Source organism: Pseudidiomarina sp. (assembly GCF_033722695.1).
GTDB lineage: Bacteria > Pseudomonadota > Gammaproteobacteria > Enterobacterales > Alteromonadaceae > Pseudidiomarina.
In genome coordinates, this window is the sequence record NZ_JAWVYM010000010.1 from 1 (window position 1) to 22,062 (window position 22,062).

A 22,062-nucleotide genomic window follows, 5' to 3' on the forward strand; every position below is an offset into this window, starting at 1 on the left:
AACCACCTGATCCATTCCGAACTCAGTAGTGAAACGCTTCAGCGCCGATGGTAGTGTGGGGTCTCCCCATGTGAGAGTAGGACACCGCCAGGCTTTAAATAACGAAAGCCCCTGTCAGATGACAGGGGCTTTTTTTATGTGAAATTTTTCCTACCTGCTTTTAATACCGCCCCAGGGAAAAATGGAGATGCCAGGGATACCGTCATTCCTGGCAACCGATATTTGGTCCAACCGTTCGTTTTAATAGAACCTATACTGCGATTTATACCACTATTCTTTCCAATTAGTTCATTTAAACTGGCTAACGTAAATATCAGTCACAGGGTTTTTGATCGTGATCGCAGATAACAAACGTAGCTATGGATGGTTAACCATATTCATGCATTGGGTTTCGGCACTGGTCGTTGTGGGCCTGTTCGCTCTCGGCTACTGGATGTTGACGCTAAGCTATTACGACCCTTGGTATCGCCTGGGGCCCTGGTGGCATAAGTCATTTGGTATGTTGCTGCTGATCCTGACTCTGAGCCGGGTTATCTGGCGGGCCGGAAATAAAACCCCAACGCTCAGCGGCAGTGGTTTTGAACAAGTTGGGGCGCGCCTTGGCCACTGGCTGCTGTACGCCCTGTTACTGGTCACCATGCTGAGCGGCTATCTGATCTCAACCGCAGATGGACGCGGCATTTCGGTATTTGACTGGTTTACGGTACCGGCTGTAATTACCAGCATCCCGGCGCAGGAAGATCTGGCTGGCGAAGTGCACTGGTATTCGGCACTGGCGCTGGTGATTCTAGCCGGCGGCCACGCCCTGATGGCATTAAAGCATCATTTTTGGGATAAGCATGACACGCTAAAACGCATGCTTAAACCGCAAAAGTAACCCCCTCTGACAGGAGCAATAAAATGAAAAAGTTATTATTAGCATCGCTGGTTTCAGCGGCTTTATTAGGCGGCACCGCAGCACAAGCTGACGACTATGTGATTGATACTGAGGGTGCGCACGCATTTATCCAGTTTAAGATCAGCCACCTTGGGTATAGCTGGTTGCTCGGCCGCTTCAACGATTTTGAAGGTACGTTCAGCTACGATGAAGCGAATCCTGAAGCTGCAAAAGTATCTGTTGTTATTGATGTCGCAAGCATCGACAGCAATCATGCCGAGCGCGATAAGCACTTACGCAGCGAAGACTTCCTGAATGTCAGTGAATTTCCGCGGGCGCAGTTTGAGTCAAGCAGTTATGTGTCGAACGGTGATGGTACCGGTGTACTGGTTGGCGATTTCACTTTACATGGCACCACCAAAGAAATCGCCATTAATGTGAGCGAAATTGGTGCCGGCCCTGATCCATGGGGCGGCTATCGCCGCGGTTTTGAGGGCGCTATCACTTTCGCGCCGGCTGATTATGGGATCGAGTACGATTTGGGTCCGGCGGCTGAAACGGTTGAGATCTTCTTATCGATTGAAGGTATCCGTCAGTAACCTGACGGCAACTACCTGAGGCGCTGCGGGTTAATCCCGCAGTGCCTGCTGGTAGGCTTTAACAGCATTGACCGGATCGCCCTGCTCGGCATAGGCCTGGGCTAAATCCAGATAGACCCGCCGTGATGGTGCAACATCTGCCGCTTTACGCAATGCCCGCTGTGCCAGTGAATAATCTCCGGTCAGCAGCGATAGTTGCCCTAACGCCTGCAACGCCATTGCGTCGTCAGGTTTGCGTTTAAGCGTGTCCTGAATCCATTCCTGCAATTCTTTACCCGGTACCAGCAGTTCGCCTTCAATAAGGTGAGCCAGCTTCAGATCGCCCCGTTTTAAGCCGCGGGCCGCGACTTTTCCGGCTGCTGCGGTGTAGCCGAAATGAATCAAGGCCGCCAGATAAGCGCGTCGAATGGGCGCAAAGCGGCGTTTTTCACGGCTTAGAGCGCGCCAGTATTCCTGGAGTTTTTCCGCGCTGGAACGGCCGGCTTCGAGCATCAACTCGCGGTGTGCCCGTTCACATAATTGCTGATATTCCGTGGTATTGAACAGCTGCAGCCGCTCGGCAGTTGGCAACAGGCGGAGCACATCCTGCCAGCGATGCAGGCTGACATAAGCATCGATGGCCTGCCGGATAAGCTGCGGATGATGGAGGTGCTGGTTGGTGAGTTTCTCCAGCAGCTCGGTACGCCGGGCTGCCTGTTCGGGCTCCGCTCGCAGGGATAGCAGGGTCTCGGCGAGTTGCAGCTTATCAGCCTGCCCGGCTCGCGCTAGCCAGTCTTTTGCCTGCGCAAGTTCACCAATCTGCTGGGCGCTATATCCGGCAAGCATGGCGGTGACCGGGGTGTGGTCTAGCTGCCAGCTGCGGTTGAAAGCGGCTGACGCTGCCCGGTAGTCGCCGTTAAGCAACTGCCGCGCGCCCTCATCAAATGCTTGTTGTGCTTTGGCTTGCCGGCGTTGACCAAACCACCGCATTCCCCAGCGGGTGCTGCGGAATAGCCCCATTACGAGCCTGAAGAGAAACCGCAACAGGATTACTGCGACGACCAGAAAAATCGCCGCTGCTACCAGGCTGGTCTCTATTGTCAGATTGCCAATAGCAATGAGCACATACCCGGTATTACCCGACCACAATGGGCCCAGCAGTAAGCCAGCGGCTAATAACAGAACCAGAATTAAAGCGGTTTTCATTCAGCAGCCCCCGCAGTGATCTGATTAGCGAGACGGTTGAGGAAAGCCGGAGACTTCAACTCTTCGGGATAATCAGGCTGCAGCGTCAGGCCACGAAGTTTGGTAAGTTCCTCATGCGCAAACTGCAGCCCTTTGTGCTCCGGATCGCCAGCTTCCTCCAGCAAGTTCAGGGCGGTATCTATAGTGGCTTCATAAAGGGGCTGACGGCCAGTCAGCGCGGCTTGCTGAGCCAGCTGCAACTGCAAAAAAGTACGTTGCTGAATGAGCTCAATGTAGCTGTCAGAAAGCATCGGCTGCACGGGCTTATCGCGATACTGCACCCGTACCAGTTGATCCGTTAACGTGCCGGCACGTTGCTTTAAACGCTCCCACCAGTTTGTCGTCGTGGCGCCGGATTCAGCGCTACTGTCGCGGCTGGCCCGGCGTTGATACCAGTTGGCATCCTGCAATTGAGCATAAAGACTGTTCAGCTGCATTGCCGCGTCATACTGTTTTGGTTCGGGCAGGCTACGTAGCAGCATAATGTCATCCGCCAGCGCCTGGCGGGCCGACTGATGGGCCGGATTATCCAGTGCTGCCAGGTGCGACTCAGCTAATTTCAACAGCTCAAGCGCGGCTTTCGGATCCTGATCAATCCACAGCTTAACTGCCGCCCGGTCGGTCATATTGCGAGCTTCAAGAATGCGCCAGTCGGTTTCCTGGGAGATATCCAGCGCAGCAAGCTCAGCCTGCACCGACTGCACCGCTTGCTGGTAGTCGTTGATTCGCTGTTTCTGTTCTTGTAAATGGGAACTCAGCACCCCGGAAAACTGATCCAATTGCTGTCGTATATGCTGGCGGGTTTGCTCCTGCTGCTTATCAAGCTGCTCCTGAAACGACTCAATTTGGTTTTCCAGGTGCTGTTGGCGCGCCTCAAGGGTTGCGGTCTGCATCTGGTAATTTGGTAGCCAGTAGCGATAGCCATACCAGCCAAGGGCACTGACTAAGGCTATAACGATAATAAGGAGTAGCCAGCCCAGATAACTGTCGCGCCGCTGTTGTTTCGGTGGTGCTTTTTCAACACTGGCGGTGTTGGGCTTCGGGCCTTTTGGGGTTACCGGCTTATCCTGCGGGCCTTTATCTTTGTTTTTTTCTGCATCAGTTGTCATGGTCGGTTTCTTCCTTAAATTTCATGATGGCCTGCTGCCAGGCTTCAGCCATAGCAAAAGAAGCCGCGCTGTCGGCAATAACTGCCCGGCTGCGGATGGATGGCGGCATCAAATCGGCCAGGCGGGTACTGGCGACTACCCAATAACAGGATGTTAGCCAGCTTAGCCCTTCTTTGGGTACCGCGGCAAGAAAATAGCCCAGCTGTTCGGCACTGCTGACCATAATTCCGTTCATTTCGCGCTGCCAGCGGGTCATGATTGTTGGAGATACCGGCTGTGGCTGCCGCTGATAGACTTCCAGATAAGTGACTTCGGCGCCGCGTGCGCGCAGCGTATCTGCCAGTAGCTCACGGCCGCCATGGCCACGGACCAGCAACCAGCGCTGATCAGCAATATGTTTTAGCTCTGGCAGCGCCAGCAGCGTGTCACTGTTATGGCGGCGCCAGGAGCAGGTGACCGGGCGTCCGACGACAGCCTTTATGGCTCTGGCGCTGGTGGGGCCGACGGCATACCAACGTGCCGCTGGCATCGGTAAACCTGGCGCCCATTGGTGCGCCTGTTGCGCAAAGTACTGGGCGGCATTAACGCTGACCATTAACGCGGCATCCCAGTTCGCCGATAAAATCTCGGTAAGGCTATGATTCGGGTCATCGTAACTGCTGATGGCGACCATACTCGCGGCTTCGGTATTCAGCTCAAGCTGCTGTTCACCGGCACGGCGCTGCAGGGCCTGCTGAAGTTCAGCAGCCTGATCAGCCGGGCGCAGGATCAGCACGTTGCTCATGAATGCAGTTCTTGCTCGGCGTAGACGTCGGTCAGGATTTTGCCGGCCCCGCGTGACAGCAGATAATCTGCCAGTTCGGTGCCCAGCGCTTCGGCTCGCTCACGTGGCCCGCGAATAGCGCCTTCAATAATTTCGCTGCCATCGGGGCGACCGACCAGGCCGCGCAGGTGGATGGTGTCGCCATGGAGTTCTGCATAAGCACCGATTGGAACCTGGCAGCCACCTTGCAGGCGCCGGTTCATCGCGCGCTCAGCCAGCACACAACTGCGGGTATCCTGGCAGGCCAGAGGAGCGAGCAGGGCTTTGGTGGCTTCGTCATCACTGCGACATTCAATGCCAAGTACACCCTGGCCATTGGCTGGTAACGAGATATCGACTGGCAACCGCTGCCGGATACGTTGGCCCAGTTCGAGCCGCACCAGGCCAGCGGTGGCCAGAATGATGGCATCGAACTCGCCGTCATCAAGCTTACGCAGACGGGTTTGTACATTGCCGCGCAGATCAGCGATCTTCAAATGCGGATATTGCGCCAGGATCTGGCATTTACGACGCAGACTACAGGTGCCCACTACTGCATCTTCGGGTAATTCGTCTAAAGATTTATAGCGGTTCGATACAAAAGCATCACGTGGATCTTCGCGCTCACAGATGCCGAATAATTCCAGCCCCGGCGGAAACTCAACCGGCAGATCTTTCATCGAATGCACGGCCAGGTCGGCACGGCCTTCAAGCATAGCCACTTCGAGTTCTTTTACGAACAGGCCTTTGCCGCCGATCTTGGCCAGCGGGGTATCGAGAATGACATCGCCACGCGTGCTCATCGGCACCAGGTCAACGTGTAAGTCCTTATGCAAGGCTTCCAGTCGCGCTTTAATATGTTCGGCCTGCCACATGGCCAGCATGCTTTTGCGGGTGGCAATACGTAAAGTCCGGGTCATGCTTGCTCCGGGCGTAGGGTAATGTCCGTGCCAGCCTGTTTGCTGGCTGCTTCGCTTAGCAGCTGCCAGAGCTCGGCGCCGGTACGGTTGTCAATCCACACCCCGTCCCGGTATTCAAAGTGATGGCCATTAAACTTGGTGGCTACCCAGAGTTGATGCAAAGGCGGTTGCTTGTTGATCACCATCTTAGTGCCGTTCGTGAACGTGAGTTCAAGAATGTCACCACCAGATTCGCAATCGATATCGATGCCGCAATTCTCAACGGCCTCTTCTATGGCAAGGATAGTCGCTTCGGCCAGTTCATGATATTCCTGCTCTTGCATGTCTACTCCTGATAATGACATTTGTGCGCCGCAATGCGATGATAGGCGCATGGTTTAATTTGCAAATTACTATAGGTACAGTTTACCGATGTTTATGCTGAAAGTAATGCGTCTGATCATTGTAGCAGCTGCGCTGGGATTGGTCGCCTGCGGCCAGAAAGCGCCATTGCAGCAGCCGGCTCCGCCAGCAGATAAAAACACCGGCCTGACGGTGGAATTTGCGGTTATCGAATTGGGTCATCATGACGTTTGAATATCGAAGTAAACAGCTCCACGCAGAAGATTGTGCGCTGCGTGATTTAGCCGCCATTCACGGCACGCCGTTGTATGTGTATTCGCATGCCGCCATCGTCGCGAACTGGCAGCGTTTCGCGGACCACTGGCCGGCGCCGCATAAACTCTGTTACGCCGTTAAAGCCAACAGTAACCTGGCTATTCTGAATCTACTCGCCAGCCTGGGCGCGGGTTTTGATATTGTTTCAGGTGGTGAGCTGGCGCGGGTGCTGGCAGCTGGTGGCAAGGCCGAAGACGTCGTTTTTTCCGGCGTCGGGAAAAGCCGCGCAGAAATGCTCTACGCGCTCAAGCAGCAAATCCGCTGTTTTAACGTTGAATCCGCAGCTGAACTGGAGCGGCTCAATGAGGTAGCGCTGGAACTTGGTGTACGCGCGCCGGTTTCACTGCGGGTGAATCCCGACGTGGATGCGCAAACCCATCCCTATATAGCCACCGGCCTGAAAGCGAATAAATTTGGTATTGCTATGCAAGATGCTCGCGGCGTGGCTAAGCGCGCCGCTGAATTGCCGGGCATCCAGCTGCGCGGCCTGGATTGCCACATTGGCTCGCAGATTCTCAAAGTCAGCCCCTTTCTGGACGCCGCTGATCGCATGCTGGCCTTGATCAGAGAGCTCCGTGAGCAGGGCCTCGAAATTGATCACCTGGATATGGGTGGCGGCATGGGCATCCCTTATCAACAGGAAGATGCGCCCGATGTAGGTGCTTACTTGCAAGCGCTGCGGGAACGCGCTGAAGCGGTTGGCGGATTGACCCTGTTGCTGGAGCCCGGGCGGGCCATTGTTGGCAATGCCGGCGTGTTAGTGACCCAGGTGGAATACTATAAACCCGGCGCCGAGAAGAACTTTCTGTTGGTCGACGCGGGCATGAATGATCTGATTCGCCCGTCGCTTTACCAGGCCTATCACGCCATTCAGCCAGTCAATCAGAGCGCCGAAGACGCCAATCTGGTCGATGTAGTAGGTCCGGTGTGTGAAACCGGTGACTTCTTTGGTCATGCCCGCCATCTTGCCGCCCAAGAGGGCGATTTGCTGGCTATTATGAACGCTGGCGCTTATGGTTTTACCATGAGCTCCAATTACAATACCCGCCCGCGCGCCGCTGAGATTATGGTGGCCGGCAGTGATGTCCATGTGATTCGGCAGCGCGAACCCCTTGAAGATCTCTGGAAAGGTGAACAACTGATGGAGAAGCCACGTTGAATTTTGCCAAAATGCATGGGCTCGGCAACGACTTCATGGTGGTTGATAACGTCACCCAGAACTTTTACGTCAATCCGGAGCAAATCCGTCAGTGGGCCGATCGTCATCGTGGTATTGGCTTCGATCAGTTGTTGCTGGTAGAGCCGCCCTACGATCCTGATCTGGATTTTCACTACCGCATTTTTAACGCCGATGGCTCTGAAGTTGCCCAGTGCGGTAATGGCGCACGCTGCTTCGCGCTTTTTGTACGTCTGAAAGGGCTAAGTAATAAAAACCACCTGCGGGTCAGCACGAAAGCCGGTAAAATGGTGTTGCATCATGAACGCGATGGCCAGATCACGGTTGAAATGGGTGAGCCCGAGTTCGTGCCGGCCAATGTACCTTTTAAAGCCAATAAAGAAGAACTGACTTACGTAATCAGAGAGCAGGAACAAACCGTGTTGTGCGGGGTGATGGGGCTGGGCAATCCGCACTGTGTGATTGAAACGGAAAGCGTTACTGAGGCGCCGGTGGCAACCCTGGGGCGGCTGCTGGCCACCCACGAGCGCTTCCCGGAAGGGGTTAACGTGGGCTTTATGCAGGTTATCGACCGCGACCGGGTTAAGCTGCGCGTATATGAGCGCGGTGTTGGCGAGACCCAAGCCTGCGGCAGTGGCGCCTGTGCGGCGGCAGTCATTGGTATGCGCCAGGGCAAGTTGGCCGAGCAGGTACAGGTAGAATTGCCGGGTGGGAATCTGACCATTCGCTGGCAGCCGGGGCAGACTGTGCGTATGACAGGCCCGGCCGTGCATGTTTTTGACGGATATATAAAACTATGACGAACGAAATGAAAAAAACCAGCGCGCCTATTGTTGATGACAGTCTGATCGCCTCCTACCTGGAAGAAAATCCGGATTTCTTTGAGCGGCATCCGGCGCTGCTGCAGCAGATGAGTCTGCGTCATAACCAGCGCGGTGCTGTGTCGCTGGTTGAACGGCAGCAGCAGGTGCTGCGTGACCGTATTCGGCTGATGGAAGAAGAAATCACCGATCTGATGACCACCGCGCGGCGCAATGAAGAGCTGTTTCGTTATTACAGCGAGCTGTATGTGAAGTTACTGGGTTGCCGTAGCCTCGCTGAAGTCATGGACAGCCTGCAGCAAACCTTTGCTGAGCAATTGCATATGCCGGCCCTGTCGCTGAAGTTTTTTGATAGCCCACTGGAGCTGGACGAACAGTTTACTTTTGCGTCTGACACCCACAAACAGCTGTTAAGTAAGCGTTTTGCTGATGGTCCGGTTTACCTGGGCCGCCTTACTGCCGATGAGCAGCGGCTGCTGTTCCCTGCCGAGGCCATCGCTTCAGTGGCATTATTACTGCTTGGCGAAAAGGGCGAACTGGGTATGCTGGCAATTGGTAATCAGGACGCCGGTCATTTTGAACCCGCCATGGACACCTTGCTGGTCCGCCAGTTACAGGCGCTGCTCAGCATGATCTTACCGCCCTTGTTAACGCACTATGATACTGCCTGACGCACTGACCCGATTTATTAATCACCTGGCCGGCGAGCGTGGCCTCGCCGAGCTGACTTTAACCAGCTATTCCCGCCTGCTTTCTGAAGACATCAATCAGCTCCAACAGGATCGCATTACTGCCCCTGAACAATTAAGCTTACCCGTACTTGAACGGCTGTTTGTCAGTTGGCGCCGGCGCGGCTTAGGCGATGCGTCGCTGGCGCTGCGACTGGCAGCCTGGCGCACTTTCTGCGGCTATCTGGTGCGCGAGCGTGTGTTGCCCGACAATCCGGCCAGCCAGCTGAAAGCCCCGCGCGGAGCCAAGCGCCTGCCGAAAAACCTGGATGCTGATAGTATCAGCCAGTTATTACAGCTGCCCCAGAACGAACCCTTAGCCATCCGCGATGCGGCCATGATGGAATTGCTTTACGGTAGCGGCTTGCGACTGGCCGAACTGGTGGCACTGGATATCGATTCGATCAATCCGCGTCATCGCGAATTGCGGGTGCTGGGCAAAGGCAGTAAAACCCGTATCGTGCCATACGGGCGCTATGCCGCGGCGGCCATTGAGCGCTGGTTGCCGGTGCGCACCAGCTGGTTACCGGGGCAGATGCATGAAGTCGCCTTATTTATTACCCAGCGACAAAACCGCATCAGTCCGCGGGCAGTGCAGCAACGGCTGAACCACTGGGGCCAGCAGCAGGGGCTGTCGAGCCCGCTGCATCCCCATAAGCTACGACACTCCTTCGCCTCACATATGTTAGAATCCAGTGGTGATTTGCGAGCCGTGCAGGAGCTGCTGGGGCATGCCAACCTCAGCACTACCCAGGTTTATACCCACCTGGATTTTCAGCATCTGGCCAAAGTATATGATGGTGCCCATCCGCGGGCGCGCAAAAAATAGCGAACAGGATCAGTCATGCAGTTTTTCCGTCGCCTGCAGCCGGTGCAGGTGCTGAGTTTTGATTTAGACGATACCCTTTATCCGAATGCGCCCGTCATGCGTGCCGCGGAACAGGCCGTGCATAGCTATCTGTGTGAGCGCCACCCGCAGGTTGCCCACTGGACGGCCGAGGACTGGGCCCGGCGACGGCTGCATATGATGGGACGTGATCAGGACCTGGCCAGCGACATGACCGCGCTGCGGCTAGCCACTCTTAGTGAGGGCTTCCGCGAAGCTGGTATCGGTAACGTGGAAGCGGCCGCTGAAGCAGCCATGCAGGAGTTTCTCAAGCACCGTAATGCAGTGGAGATGGAAGCGAGCACTCGCCATAATCTCGAGCGGCTGGCCGCGCATTACCCGCTGTTTGCCCTGAGTAACGGCAATGTCAGCGTTGATGCCATTGGACTATCCGACTACTTCACCGGTATTTTTCAGCCCCGCAAAGGGCGGCGTGGCAAACCGCACCCGGATATGTTCGATGAAGCCCGGCAGTTACTTCCCGATATTCCTCCTTCCGGCTGGCTGCATATTGGTGATAGCCCGACCGCTGATGTTCTCGGCGCCTGTCGGGCTGGCTGGCAAACGGCCTGGTTTACCGGCGGGCTGGGGGTTAGCGGGCAGCTGCACGTATTGCCGAGCCTGGCTTTTGATGACTTTAGCCGACTCACCGACTTTCTTCTGAAAGACAAAGAGCAGGGTTAACAGCGATAACTGGTTGCATATACAGTAGTCGCTGATTAAACTGCCTGCAGACACGAGACTCCAGATCATTGGATAAGCAAATGGACAAACAGATGCCGACACATCCTTTACTAGCTGAACTTAATGATAAACAGCGCGAGGCTGTGGGCGCCGAGGAACGCCATATGCTGGTACTGGCTGGCGCTGGCAGTGGTAAAACCCGGGTACTGGTGCACCGTATTGCCTGGTTATTGCAAAACCGGCAGGTGTCACCTTACAGCATCATGGCGGTGACTTTTACCAACAAAGCCGCCGCCGAAATGCGCGGCCGGGTGGAGCAGTTATTGGGCAGCTCGGTGCGCGCGATGTGGATCGGCACCTTCCACGGACTGGCGCACCGGCTGCTGCGTGCTCACTATATGGATGTTGGCCTGCCACAGAACTTCCAGATCCTCGACAGCGATGACCAGCAGCGCCTGGTAAAACGGATTATCCGCAGTATGAACCTGGATGAAAAACGCTGGCCCGCCAAGCAGGCCCAGTGGTACATCAACGGCAAAAAAGATGAAGGCTTGCGGCCCCACCATCTGAATAGTTACGATATTAATGAACGTACCTTAAATGAAATTTATGACGGCTATCAGGTTGCCTGTGATCGCGCTGGCCTGGTAGATTTCGCTGAGCTGTTGCTGCGGGCCCACGAACTGATCCGCGACAATGCCATAGTTCGCGATCATTATCAGCGGCGCTTCCGGCATATCCTGGTGGATGAATTTCAGGATACCAACTCGATTCAGTACGCCTGGATCAAACTGCTGTCCGGTGTAGGCAATCCGGCGGCCGAACCCAGTTACGTTGCTATTGTTGGCGACGACGATCAGTCTATTTATGGCTGGCGCGGCGCCAAAGTCGAAAACATTCAGCAGTTTCTGCGTGATTATCCCGATGTGCTGACCATTCGCCTGGAGCAAAATTACCGCTCAACGGATACCATACTGACCGCCGCCAATGCCGTGATTGCCAATAACCGCGATCGCCTGGGTAAAGAACTCTGGACCGAGGGTAACAGTGGCGATCCGATTGAACTCTATGCCGCCTTTAACGAAATGGATGAGGCCCGTTATATCGCCGGACAAATCGAAAGCTGGCATGAAAAAGGTAACGCACTGCAGGATGTGGCGCTATTGTACCGCAGTAACGCTCAGTCACGGGTGCTGGAAGAAGCTTTGTTGCATGCCCGTATTCCCTATCGCATTTATGGCGGCCTGCGCTTCTTTGACCGGCAGGAAGTAAAAGATGCTCTGGGCTATTTGCGGTTGCTGGCGAATCGCAATGATGACGCGGCGTTGGAGCGCGTCATTAATACGCCTACCCGCGGTATTGGTAACCGCACTATTGAGATTATCCGCGCGGCCGCACGTGAACGCGGGCTGCCATTATGGGAAGCGGCACGCCAGCTGGTGGTTGAGAAGATCCTGACCGGACGCGCCGCCAACGCCGTGGCGGCCTTTATTGATCTGATTAACCAGCTGGAAGACGAAACCGGCGAGTTCAGTCTGGGCCGCCAGGTGGATGTGGTGATCAAAAGCAGCGGCCTGATGGCTATGTACGAAGCCGAGAAAGGCGAGAAAGCCGAGACCAGGGTGGAGAACTTAAAAGAGCTGGTGAACGCCTGCGATAACTTCGATGCCTTTGGCGGCCAGTATGATGAGGAAGAAGACGAAAACCTCACTCCGCTGAATGCGTTTCTTGCCCACGCCTCACTGGAATCCGGTGACGAGCAGGCGGACGAACACCAGGATGCGGTGCAGCTCATGACCCTGCACAGCGCCAAGGGGCTGGAATTTCCGCTGGTGTTTATGACCGGCGTGGAAGAAGGCCTGTTTCCCTCGCAACAGTCGATGGACGAGCCCGGCCGGCTCGAAGAAGAGCGTCGCCTGTGTTACGTCGGGATGACCCGGGCCATGCAAAAGCTGATATTGACCTATGCCGAGCAGCGCCGCATTTATGGCCAGGAAATGATGCACCGGGTGAGTCGTTTTGTTGGTGAGATTCCGGCCGACTTACTTCACCATGTGCGCATGCAAAGCCGCATGGATCCAAGCTCCGGCCGTGAGCTGGGGCGCTTTCACAGCGGTGCCAGCCATGAAGCATTCGAGCAAACCGGCTTTCAGCTGGGAGAGCGGGTGCGACACAGTAAATTTGGCGAAGGCACTGTGCTTAACTATGAAGGCAGCGGCCCGCAGAGCCGCATCCAGGTTAATTTTGAAGGCCTCGGCAGTAAATGGCTGGTGGTCGGTTACGCGCGCCTGGATCGGTGCTGATGCACCAGGGTATCGAGGCTATATAACAGCAAGGCCGACCAGATAATGGCGAAAGTGACCAGTTTATCCGTCGCCAGCGGCTCGCCATAAACCCACACAGCCAGAATAAACATCATACTGGGGCCTATGTACTGGAAGAAGCCCAGCGTTGAATAGCGGATGCGCTGGGCGGCCGCGGTAAAGCATAACAATGGTGCGGTGGTGACGATGCCCGCGGCGACCAGCAAGCTGTTCAGTTGCCAGCTGTTGGTGGTCATATCCACCGCTGCGGATTCAGCGATGAAGGCCAGATAAAACAGTACTATCGGCAACAATATCAGGGTTTCCAGCCACAGGCCGGTGATGGAGTCGACCGGCAGGCGCTTGCGAATGGCGCCATAAGTGGCGAAGCTGAAGGCCAGAGTCAGGGCGATCCAGGGCACTGAGCCGAACGAAATAATTTGGATCAGCACGCCGGTAACCGCCAGCGCGATAGCAAGCAACTGCATCTTGCGCATCCGCTCCGAGAAAAATGCCATACCAATAGCGACGTTCAGCAACGGATTAATGTAGTAGCCCAGGCTGGCGTCGAGAATGTGGTCGTTATTGATGGCCCAGATAAACAGAAACCAGTTACCTGCCAGTAAAAATGTCGCCAGTGTCAGCTTCAGCATGTGCGATCGGTGCCGCAGAATCGGCATAATGCGATCCTTACGCCGTAATAGCAGAATCAACATTAGCACCAATACGAAAGACCAGAGGATCCGGTGACTCAGGATCTCCAGCGCCGGTACCGCCTGCAGCAATTTAAAATAAATCGGGGCGACGCCCCACATGGTGTATGCGGCAATGGCAAAAAGTACACCCTGGCGGCCACGAAGGGCAGAATCGGTCATGGCGAAGCAATCTCAATAAGCATATGTATGATACCTGCGCAGCCGGTCACCGAATATTGCGTAAATCGTCCGGATACGGTGGTGCTCAGGGCGAGGGATGCATACAATAGAGCCAATCAACGACCGCCGTCAATCGGAGTATCTGTTTTGCCTTCACACCCCCTGTCAAAAGTCCTTGCCGAAGTTTTTGGTTACACGGGTTTCCGTGAAGGCCAGCAGCAGGTCATTGACGCTGTCACAGCGGGACGGGACGCGCTGGTGCTGATGCCGACTGGCGGTGGTAAGTCGCTGTGCTACCAGTTGCCGGCAATTCAGAGTGATGGTCTGACGGTGGTGATATCACCACTGATCTCGCTCATGCAGGATCAGGTCGAAGCCCTGCAGGCCATGGGCGTTGCCGCCGCAGCACTGCACAACGGTATGACCGGCGAAGAAGCCGCCAGCATCAGCCAGCAATTGCAGGACAATGCTATTCGCTTACTTTATGTGAGCCCGGAGCGCGCCTTACAGCATTACTTTACCCGGCAGCTGCAGCAGTGGCCGGTGCAGCTGATCGCCATTGATGAAGCCCATTGTATTTCGCAATGGGGTCATGACTTCCGGCCCGAGTATGGCCAGCTTGGCAGCCTGCGCGAGATGCTGCCGCAGGTTCCTTTCATGGCACTGACGGCGACCGCCGATGCCGCCACCCAGGCCGATATCGCCAGCCGGCTCCACCTGCACGACCCGGTTGTTTACAAGGGCTCATTCGACCGGCCGAATATCCGCTATGTGGTGGAAGACAAATACAAACCGCAGAAGCAGGTGCGCGACTATATCGCCCGGCAACGCGGTGCCTCCGGTATTGTTTATTGCGGTAGCCGCAAGAAAGTTGAAGATCTGGCCGAGAAGCTGCATCAGGATGGGATTAAAGCCGCGGCTTATCATGCGGGACTGGATCACAAGCTCCGCGAACAAGTGCTGCGCGGCTTTGTCCGTGACGATATTGACGTGGTGGTGGCGACCGTGGCGTTCGGTATGGGTATCAATAAACCTAACGTGCGCTTCGTGGTGCATTTTGATGTGCCGCGCAGTGTCGAGGCTTATTATCAGGAAACCGGCCGGGCCGGACGTGATGGCTTGCCCGCCGAGGCTCTGTTGCTGTACGACCCTTCAGACGCCGCCTGGATCCGCAGCATTATCAATGAACAGGCGGACGAAGATCGCCGGCGGGTCGAACAGCATAAGTTCGCGGCCATGCAGTCACTGGGTGAAGGGCAGACTTGCCGCCGCCTGATGCTCCTGAATTATTTTAATGAGTATCGCGATAATGCCTGCGGCAACTGTGATATCTGCCTGGATCCGCCGCGCCAGTACGATGGTACCGTGGACGCGCAGAAGGTGTTGTCCTGTATCTACCGGGTCGAGCAGCGCTTTGGTATGAATCATGTGATCGACGTGCTGCGCGGCAGCAAATCCCAGCGGCTCACTGAGCTGAATCATAATCAGCTGTCAACTTATGGTATCGGTGCCGAGCAGAGCCAGGAATACTGGCTGGCGGTAATTCGTCAGCTGATCCACCGCGGCCTGATTATCCAGAATATTCAGCAGTACGGAGTGTTGCAGCTAACCCAGGCGGCGCGGCCGGTACTGAAAGGCGAAGTGGCCCTGCAACTGGCCGAGCCACGGATCAACCTGGTCGTGAGCAAGCCACGAGTGGCTGATCGCGGGGACTATGATAAAGTTTTGTTCCGTCGCCTGCGCGCCTTGCGCAAGTCGATAGCTGATGCGGAAGAAGTGCCGCCCTTTGTGGTCTTTAACGACACCACGCTGGTGGAAATGGCGGTACATTATCCGACCGATAAGTCCGCATTGCTGGAGATTACAGGCGTGGGCCAGAAAAAACTCGAACGCTATGGTACCGAGTTTCTGGCCGCGATTACCGCCTACCTTGATGCTGACGATGAGCCGTTGCTGAGTTTCTGATCGCTAGCCCTCAATCAGCCCACGGCCAGATAGTACTGCCAGAGTTCCTGCAATACCGGCAGCAGCGACGCCACCAGAATCAATGCCATAGTGACATTGAAAATGCGCCGCATGGTTGCCGTTTTCAGCACTTTGCGCAGCAGCGAGCCAAATACCATCCACACGCCGACACAAGGGAACGCCATCAGCAGAAAGGCTGCGGTAATCGCCAGCACTTCCATCACCAGGTTGCCATCGACCGAGGTAAAGGCAGCGACAGCGCCGGAGGCCATCACCCAGGCTTTGGCATTGACCCACTGAAACAGCGCGGCCTGCCAGAAACTAAAAGGCTTGCGCTCGGTTTTGACGATGGGTGACGGTTCCGCGGTGGCAATGCGCCACGCCAGCCAGAACAGGTAGATCACACCCAGAATCTTGATCAGCTCATGCAGATTAGGAAAACGTTCGAACACCACGCCAAAACCAAACCCGACCAACAGCACCATCAGCGGGAAGCCCAGGCAAATCCCCAAAAAGTGCGGCAGGCTGGCGCGCACCCCGTAATTCATGCCTGAGGACATGATCATGACATTGTTTGGACCCGGTGTAATAGTGGTGGAAAAGGCGAAGAAAAGAACGGCGACAAAGATTTCCATGATCTGTTCACTGGTTAAGGGTCTATATTGTAGATACTAAAGAGTTAACTGATGCCAGGCAACACGAAGGAGACATTATGAAATTATGGAACTGGACCGTCGGACTGACGGTCGCCACATTGCTTAGCCTGAGCCCGGCTTCCGCGCAGGACCAGCCGCAGGCCGAATCCCAGGCACAGCCCGGCGAGGCGCTGCAGGTAGCAGTGCGTGTCAGCCCCCCTTTTGTGATGAAGAATGAGCAGGGCGAGTACAGCGGCCTGACGATTCGACTATGGGAGCGCATCGCCGAGCAGAACGGCTACGACTATGAGTATCAGGAAACCGGCCTGACTGAGCTGCTTGATGGCGTAGAACAGCAGCGTTTTCATATCGGTCTGGGTGCGATTTCCGTAACCGCGGACCGTGAAAGTCAGATAGATTTCACCCAGCCTTTCTATAATGCCGGACTCGGTATCGCTATCCCCGATAAAACCGGTAGTTCCTGGTGGTATGTGATGCAGCGCTTTATCAGCATCGAGTTTCTGAGTGTGCTGCTGGCGCTATTTGCCATCCTGTTGCTGGCCGGTTGGGCGCTGTGGTTGTTTGAGCGGCGCCATAACCAGGACGAATTCAGCCCTTATGCCAGTCGTGGTATCGGTGCGGGCTTCTGGTGGGCGGCAGTCACCATGACCACCGTGGGCTACGGCGATAAGTCGCCCCGAACGCTCGCCGGACGGGTCGTTGCCTTTATCTGGATGTTTACCAGCGTGATTATTATTTCGAGCTTTACCGCATCGATTGCCTCCTCGCTGACTGTCGGCCAGCTCGCCAGTCAGGTCGAGAGCCAGGATGACCTGGTTAACGTGCGCGTCAGCAGTGTACCGGGATCCTACAGTGCCGCCTGGCTGGAACGTCGCAACATTGGCTACCAGAAGTATGAGAATCTGGAAGCAGCCCTTGCCAGTGTCGATAGAGGCGAAGCCGATGCCGCGGTATACGATGCGCCGCTGCTGAAATATTTGCTGCGGCAGCAGAATGTTGAACTAACCACACTGCCTGCGACCTTCGCCCCGCAAGACTATGCCATCGTCATGCAGCAAGGGGACAAGCGGCGCGAGCAGATCAATCTGGCTTTGCTACGCCATACCCGCACCGCGGAGTGGCGTGAACTGGTCAGTGATTATTTGGGTGACTCTCTGTAAGGAGAAAACCAATGATAAGTTTAGTTTTGGCACTGATGGTAAGCGGCGAAGCCGCTACGGCTACCGTCGAAATCAACGAGTGGCAGGTTCCCTGGCCCGACAGCCGGCCCCGGGATCCCTATGTGGTCAGTAACGAGGAAGTCTGGTTTGTGGGCCAGAAGGCCGATTACGCGGCCATCCTGAATCCGCAGACCGGCGAGTTCGAACGCATTGACTTACCTGACGGCGCCGGCCCGCATAATATTATCGTGGATGAACGTGGCGGCTGGTATGCCGGCAATAAAGCCGCCCATATCGGTTTAATTGACCACGATGATCACAGCATTACCCAATATAAGTTACCGGGCGATGGCCGCCGTGATGTGCATACCCAGGCCTTTACCAGTGATGGTGACATCTGGTTCACCGCGCAGGGCGCCAATAAAATCGGCTTTTTTGATGCAGAGACCAAGGAAATAACCCTGCATGATGTGCCGACTAAAAACGCCCGCCCTTATGGTTTGATTGTGGTAGACGACACGCCCTGGGCCACGCTGTTTAACAGCAATAAGCTGATCACCCTAAACGATCAGGGTGAGCTGAAAGAGATAGAGCTGCCGCGGGAAAACAGCAACCGGCCGCGTCGTATTGCCACCACCGGCGACAACCTCATCTGGTACGTGGATTATGTAGGTGGCTACCTGGGCCGTTATAACCCGGACACCGGCGCTATTGATGAGTGGCAAATGCCAGGCGGAAGCCAGTCGATGCCTTATGGTATGGCTGCCGACGATAACGGTTATGTGTGGTTTGCCGAAACCGGCCTGCAACCGAATCGCATCGTTGGCTTTAACAGCGAAACCGAAACCTTTACCACGCCGGTCGATGTACCCAGCGGGGGTGGTACCGTCCGCCATATGGTATTTGACGCTGACACCGGCAGTATCTGGTTTGGGTCTGACGCCAATACCATAGGTCAGGCCGTTATTACCTACTAGCGGCTAAGCAGGTTGCCGAACCAGGGCCAGAGAATAATCAGCCAGGTGACGGCAATATTAATGAGCGCGAAACTGACAGCGGCCGAGGCAATATCTTTGGCTTTGCCGCTGAGTTCGTGACGCTCGGCGCCGATGCGGTCAATGGCCGCTTCAATTGCTGAGTTAAGCAGCTCGACAATAATCAGCAGGATCAGGCTGAAAATCATCAGCGCCCGCTCTACCGGTGAAACCGGGGCCAGCATCGCCAACGGCAGCAGTACGATCACCAAGATCACGTCCTGTCGTACCGCGGCTTCCGACTGCCAGGCCGCACGCATACCCCGCGCGGAATTTGCCGCCGCGCGGACAATCCGCATCAGGCCCTGTTGTTTGGGTTTCATTTATATTTTCTCAGCATCATGGCCAGTCACCAGCGCCCGCTGCTCGGGCAGACCCATACTGAGAACATAGGGCTGAGGCTGTTGCTGGCGTTTGCTGAAGCTTTCCTTGCTATCCAGCCCCTGCCAGTTGCACTGAATCAGTGCCTGCGCGACAGCGCCGCCCAGACCACTGCCCGGGCCGAGCAGAATAATATGGTCGGGCGCGTACTCTTTCACCGCGACCTGAATGGCTCGGGTGAAGTCATAGGTCTGGGTTACCTGATGGCCAAGGGTATAATCATGCAGGGCCTCGGCTGAAGTAATATGGCTTGGCCAGCAATGGCCGCGACCGTCAATCAGCGGCGTGCTGGGCGCCTTAAATAATACCGCTGGCCAGCGCTCCAGTGCGCTTTCTGAAGCTTCACTCATCAGGCTTGTATGGAAAGCCGCATGGCCCGGCAACAATAGCGGGAAGCGCTCGTCGACCGGCGGTAATGCCGCCATCGCCGCTTCGCAGGCGGCGGTAGAACCAGCCAGTACGGCATAGCCGCCATAGTTAATCGACATCATCAGCTCGCCCGGATGGGCAGCCAGCTGTTCGGCGATTCGGCTACGGTACTCAGCGCTGGGTTGCCAGTTGGCATCCACCAGCGGATAGATAAATTGTGCGCCTTCACCGCCGGCGGTGAGCTGCGCCATATTGGTTACCAGCCGGGTACTGGTATCGACGGACCAGCAACCGGCGCAAGCCATAGCGGTATACCAGCCCATCGAATTGCCGGTAATAGCGACAACCTCATATTCATCGCGGTTAATAGCCAGGAAATCCGTGTAGCCAGCGGCATAAATAAGTGCGGCGGCATTGTCCGGCGCCTGGTGAATGCGGCTTTTGTACAGGTCCATCTGATCCAGTTCAGCCACGGTCGGAACGCCCAGTTCAGCACGAACGTCGTCGATTTGCTGCATAATATCGCGAATTTTCGCGCTATCTTCGCCGATTTTCGACGAAATTGAGCCCAATTCCGGTTTGTTGTAGGTGCCACGCCCAGGGCAGACCACTAATGCTGTTTTCTTCATGAGGTCGCTCCCAGCAGTTTGCGCGCCTGTGCCTGGATTTGATCGGCCGATGGCAATACCGCATAAGCCGCTTTACCGAGCGGGATAAAGCTGTCCTCGGCATTCAGCCGGCTGATTTCATAATGATCAGGACGGGCTTCATGCAGTGCGGTGAACAGCTCTTCGCTCAGGCTGCCGCGACGGCGGCACTCGTCAACAATGAGGATCTTCTTACAGTTATCCAGCGCCGCGATAATCTTGTCGGTATGCAGGGGCACCAGACAGCGTAAATCCAGCACCCGAAGCTTATGGCCATCCGCAGCAAGTTTTGCTTCCGCCTGACGGCTCAGGTAGTAGCCGTTGCCATAGGAGATAATCGCCAGCTCCTCGCCATCACCAAAAACCGCAGGCTCACCAAGTTCGGGAATCGGCTGGTCAGGATCCGGATAGTCACATAACCAGCCGCCATCGCCTTCCTGATGCAAATCGCGTGTCATATACAGGGCGATGGGCTCAAGCATCACCACCACCCGTTGCTCGCGTGCAGCCAGCATGGTGGCCTGGCGCATCAGCAGCGCGCCGTCGTGACCATTGGACGGGCACAGCAGAATAATGCCTGGGATATCGCGGAATACGGCAAAGGAATTGTCGTTATGGAAATGCCCGCCAAAGCCTTTCTGGTAAGCCAGGCCGGCAATACGGATCACCATGGGATTGCTGTACTGGCCGTTGGAGAAAAACGACAAAGTGGCCGCTTCACCACGGATCTGATCTTCAGCGTTATGCACATAAGCCAGAAACTGGATTTCCGGCATCGCAATAAAGCCCTGTTGCGCCATGCCAATAGCCAGCCCCAGAATACTTTGTTCATCAAGCACCGTATTGAGCACCCGATTGGGCCCGAAAGCCTCCATCAGATGCTGGGTAACATGGTAGACGCCGCCTTTTTTAGCGATGTCTTCGCCGCAGAGCACCAGGTTACCGAACTGGGCCATCAGATCATGCAAAGCCCAGTTAATGAGTTTAGCCAGGTGCTGGCGCTTGCCAAGATTATGTTTATCCCAGTTGAACAGGCTGCGGCGCTGCTCTGCCCCGGGTAGGGCTGGCAGTGGGGTCTGCCGTGGCGGCGGAACAATGGCCTTCATGATAGCTGCAGGTGACTCCAGCTTCGGCTGCTGACTGGCCTGACCGGCAATGCGCGCAATGCGCTGTTGCTGGCGCACGACATAATCAGCCAGTTGCTGATGGTCAAACAGGCTCCGGCTGATGAGTGCCGCGCAGCTATGCAGCAGCGGGTCGCGCTCGGCATCCCGGGCAATTTCCTGCTTGCTGCGATAGGCACTTTCAGCATCGGCGCCGGCATGGCCGAATAACCGTACCGTGCGTAAATGCAGTACCGCTGGTTTGCGCTTATGGCGCACATAATCGGCAGCCTCCCGGGCCACCAGATAGGTCTCGGCCAGATTGCTGCCATCGGCGCGGAAATACTTAAGTGCCGGGCGCTGGCTCAATTGTTGCTGGATCCAGCCATTGGGCGTATGGGTTGAGATGCCCAGGCCATTATCTTCGCAGACCAGTAGCAGCGGCATTGGAATCTGCTGATAGGCCGCCCAGCTGGCTGAATTGATCGCCCCCAGGGCGGTGGAATGATTAGCCGAGGCATCACCAAAGCTACACATAGCGATGGCATCGCGCGGCCAGCGGCCCTGATGCTCGAGGCGCTGTGACAAGCCGATGGCAAAGGCCGTACCCATAGCTTTAGGCACATGGGAGGCAATGGTACTGGTTTGCGGTGGCACGCTAAGAGCCAGGCTGCCCAGTACTTTATGGCGGCCGCCGGAGATCGGGTCATCGCTGGAAGCCGCGAAGCTTAGCAGCATGTCATAAAGTGGTGTGGTGCCGGGCAGCTGTTTGGCGCGCTGAATAAAAAAAGCGCCGCTGCGATAATGCAAAAAGGCCGGGTCGGTGACCCGTAAAGCCTTGGCGACCGCGGCGTTGCCTTCATGGCCGGAGCTGCCAATGGTGTAAAAGCTCTGGCCGGCGGCCTGCATCAGGCGGGACTGCAAATCCAGCAGGCGGCTGGCTAACTGGGATTCGAACAGTTCAAAGAGTTCGCTATCGGTGAGCAACCCCCCTGCTGCCTGAGCCTGTGGCAGATTCTGCTGTTGCAGACGCTGGACAAACTCCGTCAGCCATGGATGTATGGACGCAGCCATATGAATTCCTT

22 protein-coding genes and 1 rRNA gene are annotated in these 22,062 nt (G+C 55.9%); 13 read left to right on the plus strand and 10 right to left on the minus strand.

The window, feature by feature from the left end:
* From rrf to R3196_RS05400, 3 genes are all read left to right on the plus strand, one after another.
* Positions 1 to 93: ribosomal RNA gene (gene rrf / locus R3196_RS05390) — 5S ribosomal RNA — on the plus strand; the annotation flags it as partial.
* 241 nt (positions 94 to 334) lie between these two features.
* The gene (locus R3196_RS05395; protein ID WP_318935645.1) at positions 335 to 877 is read left to right on the plus strand and encodes a cytochrome b; all 543 of its coding nucleotides are present in this window, start codon (positions 335 to 337) and stop codon (positions 875 to 877) included.
* Between the two features lie 23 nt (positions 878 to 900).
* Positions 901 to 1,476 carry a YceI family protein gene (locus R3196_RS05400; RefSeq protein ID WP_318935646.1) on the plus strand — a complete coding sequence of 192 codons (576 nt, stop codon included), beginning with the start codon at positions 901 to 903 and terminating at the stop codon, positions 1,474 to 1,476.
* A 30-nt stretch (positions 1,477 to 1,506) separates the two neighbouring features.
* Here the strand turns inward: R3196_RS05400 and R3196_RS05405 are convergent, their stop codons facing one another.
* From R3196_RS05405 to cyaY, 5 genes are read right to left on the minus strand one after another with little or no spacing between them, the layout of a single operon-like run.
* Positions 1,507 to 2,661: a heme biosynthesis HemY N-terminal domain-containing protein gene (locus tag R3196_RS05405; protein WP_318935648.1), complete on the minus strand. Its 1,155-nt coding sequence runs from the start codon at positions 2,659 to 2,661 to the stop codon at positions 1,507 to 1,509.
* Entirely contained in the window at positions 2,658 to 3,809 is a 1,152-nt protein-coding gene (locus R3196_RS05410; protein ID WP_318935649.1) for a uroporphyrinogen-III C-methyltransferase, read from the minus strand. The genes R3196_RS05405 and R3196_RS05410 overlap by 4 nt, the downstream gene beginning before the upstream one ends.
* Positions 3,799 to 4,593, minus strand: coding sequence for a uroporphyrinogen-III synthase (locus tag R3196_RS05415; protein ID WP_318935651.1), 795 nt, complete (start codon positions 4,591 to 4,593; stop codon positions 3,799 to 3,801). Before R3196_RS05415 ends, R3196_RS05410 begins: the two co-directional genes overlap by 11 nt.
* Complete coding sequence (hemC, locus tag R3196_RS05420; RefSeq protein WP_318935652.1) at positions 4,590 to 5,531, minus strand: hydroxymethylbilane synthase; 942 nt, start codon at positions 5,529 to 5,531, stop codon at positions 4,590 to 4,592. The genes R3196_RS05415 and hemC overlap by 4 nt, the downstream gene beginning before the upstream one ends.
* Entirely contained in the window at positions 5,528 to 5,854 is a 327-nt protein-coding gene (gene cyaY / locus R3196_RS05425) for an iron donor protein CyaY (protein ID WP_318935653.1), read from the minus strand. Before cyaY ends, hemC begins: the two co-directional genes overlap by 4 nt.
* A gap of 94 nt (positions 5,855 to 5,948) precedes the next feature.
* On the opposite strand from cyaY, the gene lptM reads away from it, so the two are divergent.
* From lptM to uvrD, 7 genes are all read left to right on the plus strand, one after another.
* Positions 5,949 to 6,107 (plus strand): LPS translocon maturation chaperone LptM, encoded by a 159-nt coding sequence (lptM, locus tag R3196_RS05430; protein WP_318935654.1) that lies wholly within the window; start codon positions 5,949 to 5,951, stop codon positions 6,105 to 6,107.
* The gene (gene lysA / locus R3196_RS05435) at positions 6,097 to 7,347 is read left to right on the plus strand and encodes a diaminopimelate decarboxylase (protein WP_318935655.1); all 1,251 of its coding nucleotides are present in this window, start codon (positions 6,097 to 6,099) and stop codon (positions 7,345 to 7,347) included. The genes lptM and lysA overlap by 11 nt, the downstream gene beginning before the upstream one ends.
* 11 nt (positions 7,348 to 7,358) lie before the next feature.
* Complete coding sequence (gene dapF / locus R3196_RS05440; RefSeq protein WP_318935718.1) at positions 7,359 to 8,165, plus strand: diaminopimelate epimerase; 807 nt, start codon at positions 7,359 to 7,361, stop codon at positions 8,163 to 8,165.
* Positions 8,162 to 8,857 carry a DUF484 family protein gene (locus R3196_RS05445; protein ID WP_318935656.1) on the plus strand — a complete coding sequence of 232 codons (696 nt, stop codon included), beginning with the start codon at positions 8,162 to 8,164 and terminating at the stop codon, positions 8,855 to 8,857. Before dapF ends, R3196_RS05445 begins: the two co-directional genes overlap by 4 nt.
* Complete coding sequence (locus tag R3196_RS05450) at positions 8,844 to 9,743, plus strand: tyrosine recombinase XerC (protein WP_318935657.1); 900 nt, start codon at positions 8,844 to 8,846, stop codon at positions 9,741 to 9,743. The genes R3196_RS05445 and R3196_RS05450 overlap by 14 nt, the downstream gene beginning before the upstream one ends.
* A 15-nt stretch (positions 9,744 to 9,758) precedes the next feature.
* Positions 9,759 to 10,484, plus strand: a complete 726-nt coding sequence (locus R3196_RS05455) for an HAD-IA family hydrolase (RefSeq protein ID WP_318935658.1) — start codon at positions 9,759 to 9,761, stop codon at positions 10,482 to 10,484.
* 92 nt (positions 10,485 to 10,576) lie between these two features.
* Complete coding sequence (gene uvrD, locus R3196_RS05460; protein WP_318935720.1) at positions 10,577 to 12,787, plus strand: DNA helicase II; 2,211 nt, start codon at positions 10,577 to 10,579, stop codon at positions 12,785 to 12,787.
* On the opposite strand, the gene rarD is transcribed toward uvrD, so the two are convergent.
* On the minus strand, positions 12,763 to 13,662 hold the full coding sequence (gene rarD, locus R3196_RS05465; protein ID WP_318935659.1) for an EamA family transporter RarD: 900 nt from the start codon (positions 13,660 to 13,662) through the stop codon (positions 12,763 to 12,765). The genes uvrD and rarD overlap by 25 nt on opposite strands.
* 132 nt (positions 13,663 to 13,794) lie before the next feature.
* Between rarD and recQ the strand changes: the two genes are divergently transcribed.
* Positions 13,795 to 15,627 carry a DNA helicase RecQ gene (gene recQ / locus R3196_RS05470; protein WP_413242901.1) on the plus strand — a complete coding sequence of 611 codons (1,833 nt, stop codon included), beginning with the start codon at positions 13,795 to 13,797 and terminating at the stop codon, positions 15,625 to 15,627.
* 14 nt (positions 15,628 to 15,641) lie between these two features.
* Here recQ and R3196_RS05475 read toward each other — a convergent pair whose 3' ends face one another.
* Positions 15,642 to 16,262 carry a LysE family translocator gene (locus R3196_RS05475; protein WP_318935661.1) on the minus strand — a complete coding sequence of 207 codons (621 nt, stop codon included), beginning with the start codon at positions 16,260 to 16,262 and terminating at the stop codon, positions 15,642 to 15,644.
* 77 nt (positions 16,263 to 16,339) lie between these two features.
* On the opposite strand from R3196_RS05475, the gene R3196_RS05480 reads away from it, so the two are divergent.
* Together R3196_RS05480 and R3196_RS05485 are read left to right on the plus strand one after the other, a co-directional pair.
* Entirely contained in the window at positions 16,340 to 17,443 is a 1,104-nt protein-coding gene (locus R3196_RS05480; RefSeq protein ID WP_318935662.1) for a transporter substrate-binding domain-containing protein, read from the plus strand.
* 11 nt (positions 17,444 to 17,454) lie between these two features.
* Positions 17,455 to 18,420, plus strand: coding sequence for a lyase (locus R3196_RS05485; protein WP_318935663.1), 966 nt, complete (start codon positions 17,455 to 17,457; stop codon positions 18,418 to 18,420).
* Here R3196_RS05485 and R3196_RS05490 read toward each other — a convergent pair.
* From R3196_RS05490 to R3196_RS05500, 3 genes are read right to left on the minus strand one after another with little or no spacing between them, the layout of a single operon-like run.
* Positions 18,417 to 18,800, minus strand: a complete 384-nt coding sequence (locus R3196_RS05490; RefSeq protein ID WP_318935665.1) for a diacylglycerol kinase — start codon at positions 18,798 to 18,800, stop codon at positions 18,417 to 18,419. The genes R3196_RS05485 and R3196_RS05490 overlap by 4 nt on opposite strands.
* On the minus strand, positions 18,801 to 19,856 hold the full coding sequence (locus R3196_RS05495; RefSeq protein ID WP_318935666.1) for a malonyl CoA-ACP transacylase: 1,056 nt from the start codon (positions 19,854 to 19,856) through the stop codon (positions 18,801 to 18,803).
* Positions 19,853 to 22,051 carry a thiamine pyrophosphate-dependent enzyme gene (locus tag R3196_RS05500; RefSeq protein WP_318935667.1) on the minus strand — a complete coding sequence of 733 codons (2,199 nt, stop codon included), beginning with the start codon at positions 22,049 to 22,051 and terminating at the stop codon, positions 19,853 to 19,855. Before R3196_RS05500 ends, R3196_RS05495 begins: the two co-directional genes overlap by 4 nt.
* Positions 22,052 to 22,062 lie beyond the last annotated feature (11 nt).

Coding starts and splice junctions, on each gene's coding strand:
- R3196_RS05400 (WP_318935646.1), top strand. CDS start 901: ATGAAAAAGTTATTATTAGCATCGCTGGTTTCAGCGGCTTTATTAGGC.
- R3196_RS05405 (WP_318935648.1), bottom strand. CDS start 2,661: ATGAAAACCGCTTTAATTCTGGTTCTGTTATTAGCCGCTGGCTTACTG.
- R3196_RS05410 (WP_318935649.1), bottom strand. CDS start 3,809: ATGACAACTGATGCAGAAAAAAACAAAGATAAAGGCCCGCAGGATAAG.
- R3196_RS05415 (WP_318935651.1), bottom strand. CDS start 4,593: ATGAGCAACGTGCTGATCCTGCGCCCGGCTGATCAGGCTGCTGAACTT.
- hemC (WP_318935652.1), bottom strand. CDS start 5,531: ATGACCCGGACTTTACGTATTGCCACCCGCAAAAGCATGCTGGCCATG.
- cyaY (WP_318935653.1), bottom strand. CDS start 5,854: ATGCAAGAGCAGGAATATCATGAACTGGCCGAAGCGACTATCCTTGCC.
- lptM (WP_318935654.1), top strand. CDS start 5,949: ATGCTGAAAGTAATGCGTCTGATCATTGTAGCAGCTGCGCTGGGATTG.
- lysA (WP_318935655.1), top strand. CDS start 6,097: ATGACGTTTGAATATCGAAGTAAACAGCTCCACGCAGAAGATTGTGCG.
- dapF (WP_318935718.1), top strand. CDS start 7,359: ATGCATGGGCTCGGCAACGACTTCATGGTGGTTGATAACGTCACCCAG.
- R3196_RS05445 (WP_318935656.1), top strand. CDS start 8,162: ATGACGAACGAAATGAAAAAAACCAGCGCGCCTATTGTTGATGACAGT.
- R3196_RS05450 (WP_318935657.1), top strand. CDS start 8,844: ATGATACTGCCTGACGCACTGACCCGATTTATTAATCACCTGGCCGGC.
- R3196_RS05455 (WP_318935658.1), top strand. CDS start 9,759: ATGCAGTTTTTCCGTCGCCTGCAGCCGGTGCAGGTGCTGAGTTTTGAT.
- uvrD (WP_318935720.1), top strand. CDS start 10,577: ATGCCGACACATCCTTTACTAGCTGAACTTAATGATAAACAGCGCGAG.
- rarD (WP_318935659.1), bottom strand. CDS start 13,662: ATGACCGATTCTGCCCTTCGTGGCCGCCAGGGTGTACTTTTTGCCATT.
- R3196_RS05475 (WP_318935661.1), bottom strand. CDS start 16,262: ATGGAAATCTTTGTCGCCGTTCTTTTCTTCGCCTTTTCCACCACTATT.
- R3196_RS05480 (WP_318935662.1), top strand. CDS start 16,340: ATGAAATTATGGAACTGGACCGTCGGACTGACGGTCGCCACATTGCTT.
- R3196_RS05485 (WP_318935663.1), top strand. CDS start 17,455: ATGATAAGTTTAGTTTTGGCACTGATGGTAAGCGGCGAAGCCGCTACG.
- R3196_RS05490 (WP_318935665.1), bottom strand. CDS start 18,800: ATGAAACCCAAACAACAGGGCCTGATGCGGATTGTCCGCGCGGCGGCA.
- R3196_RS05495 (WP_318935666.1), bottom strand. CDS start 19,856: ATGAAGAAAACAGCATTAGTGGTCTGCCCTGGGCGTGGCACCTACAAC.
- R3196_RS05500 (WP_318935667.1), bottom strand. CDS start 22,051: ATGGCTGCGTCCATACATCCATGGCTGACGGAGTTTGTCCAGCGTCTG.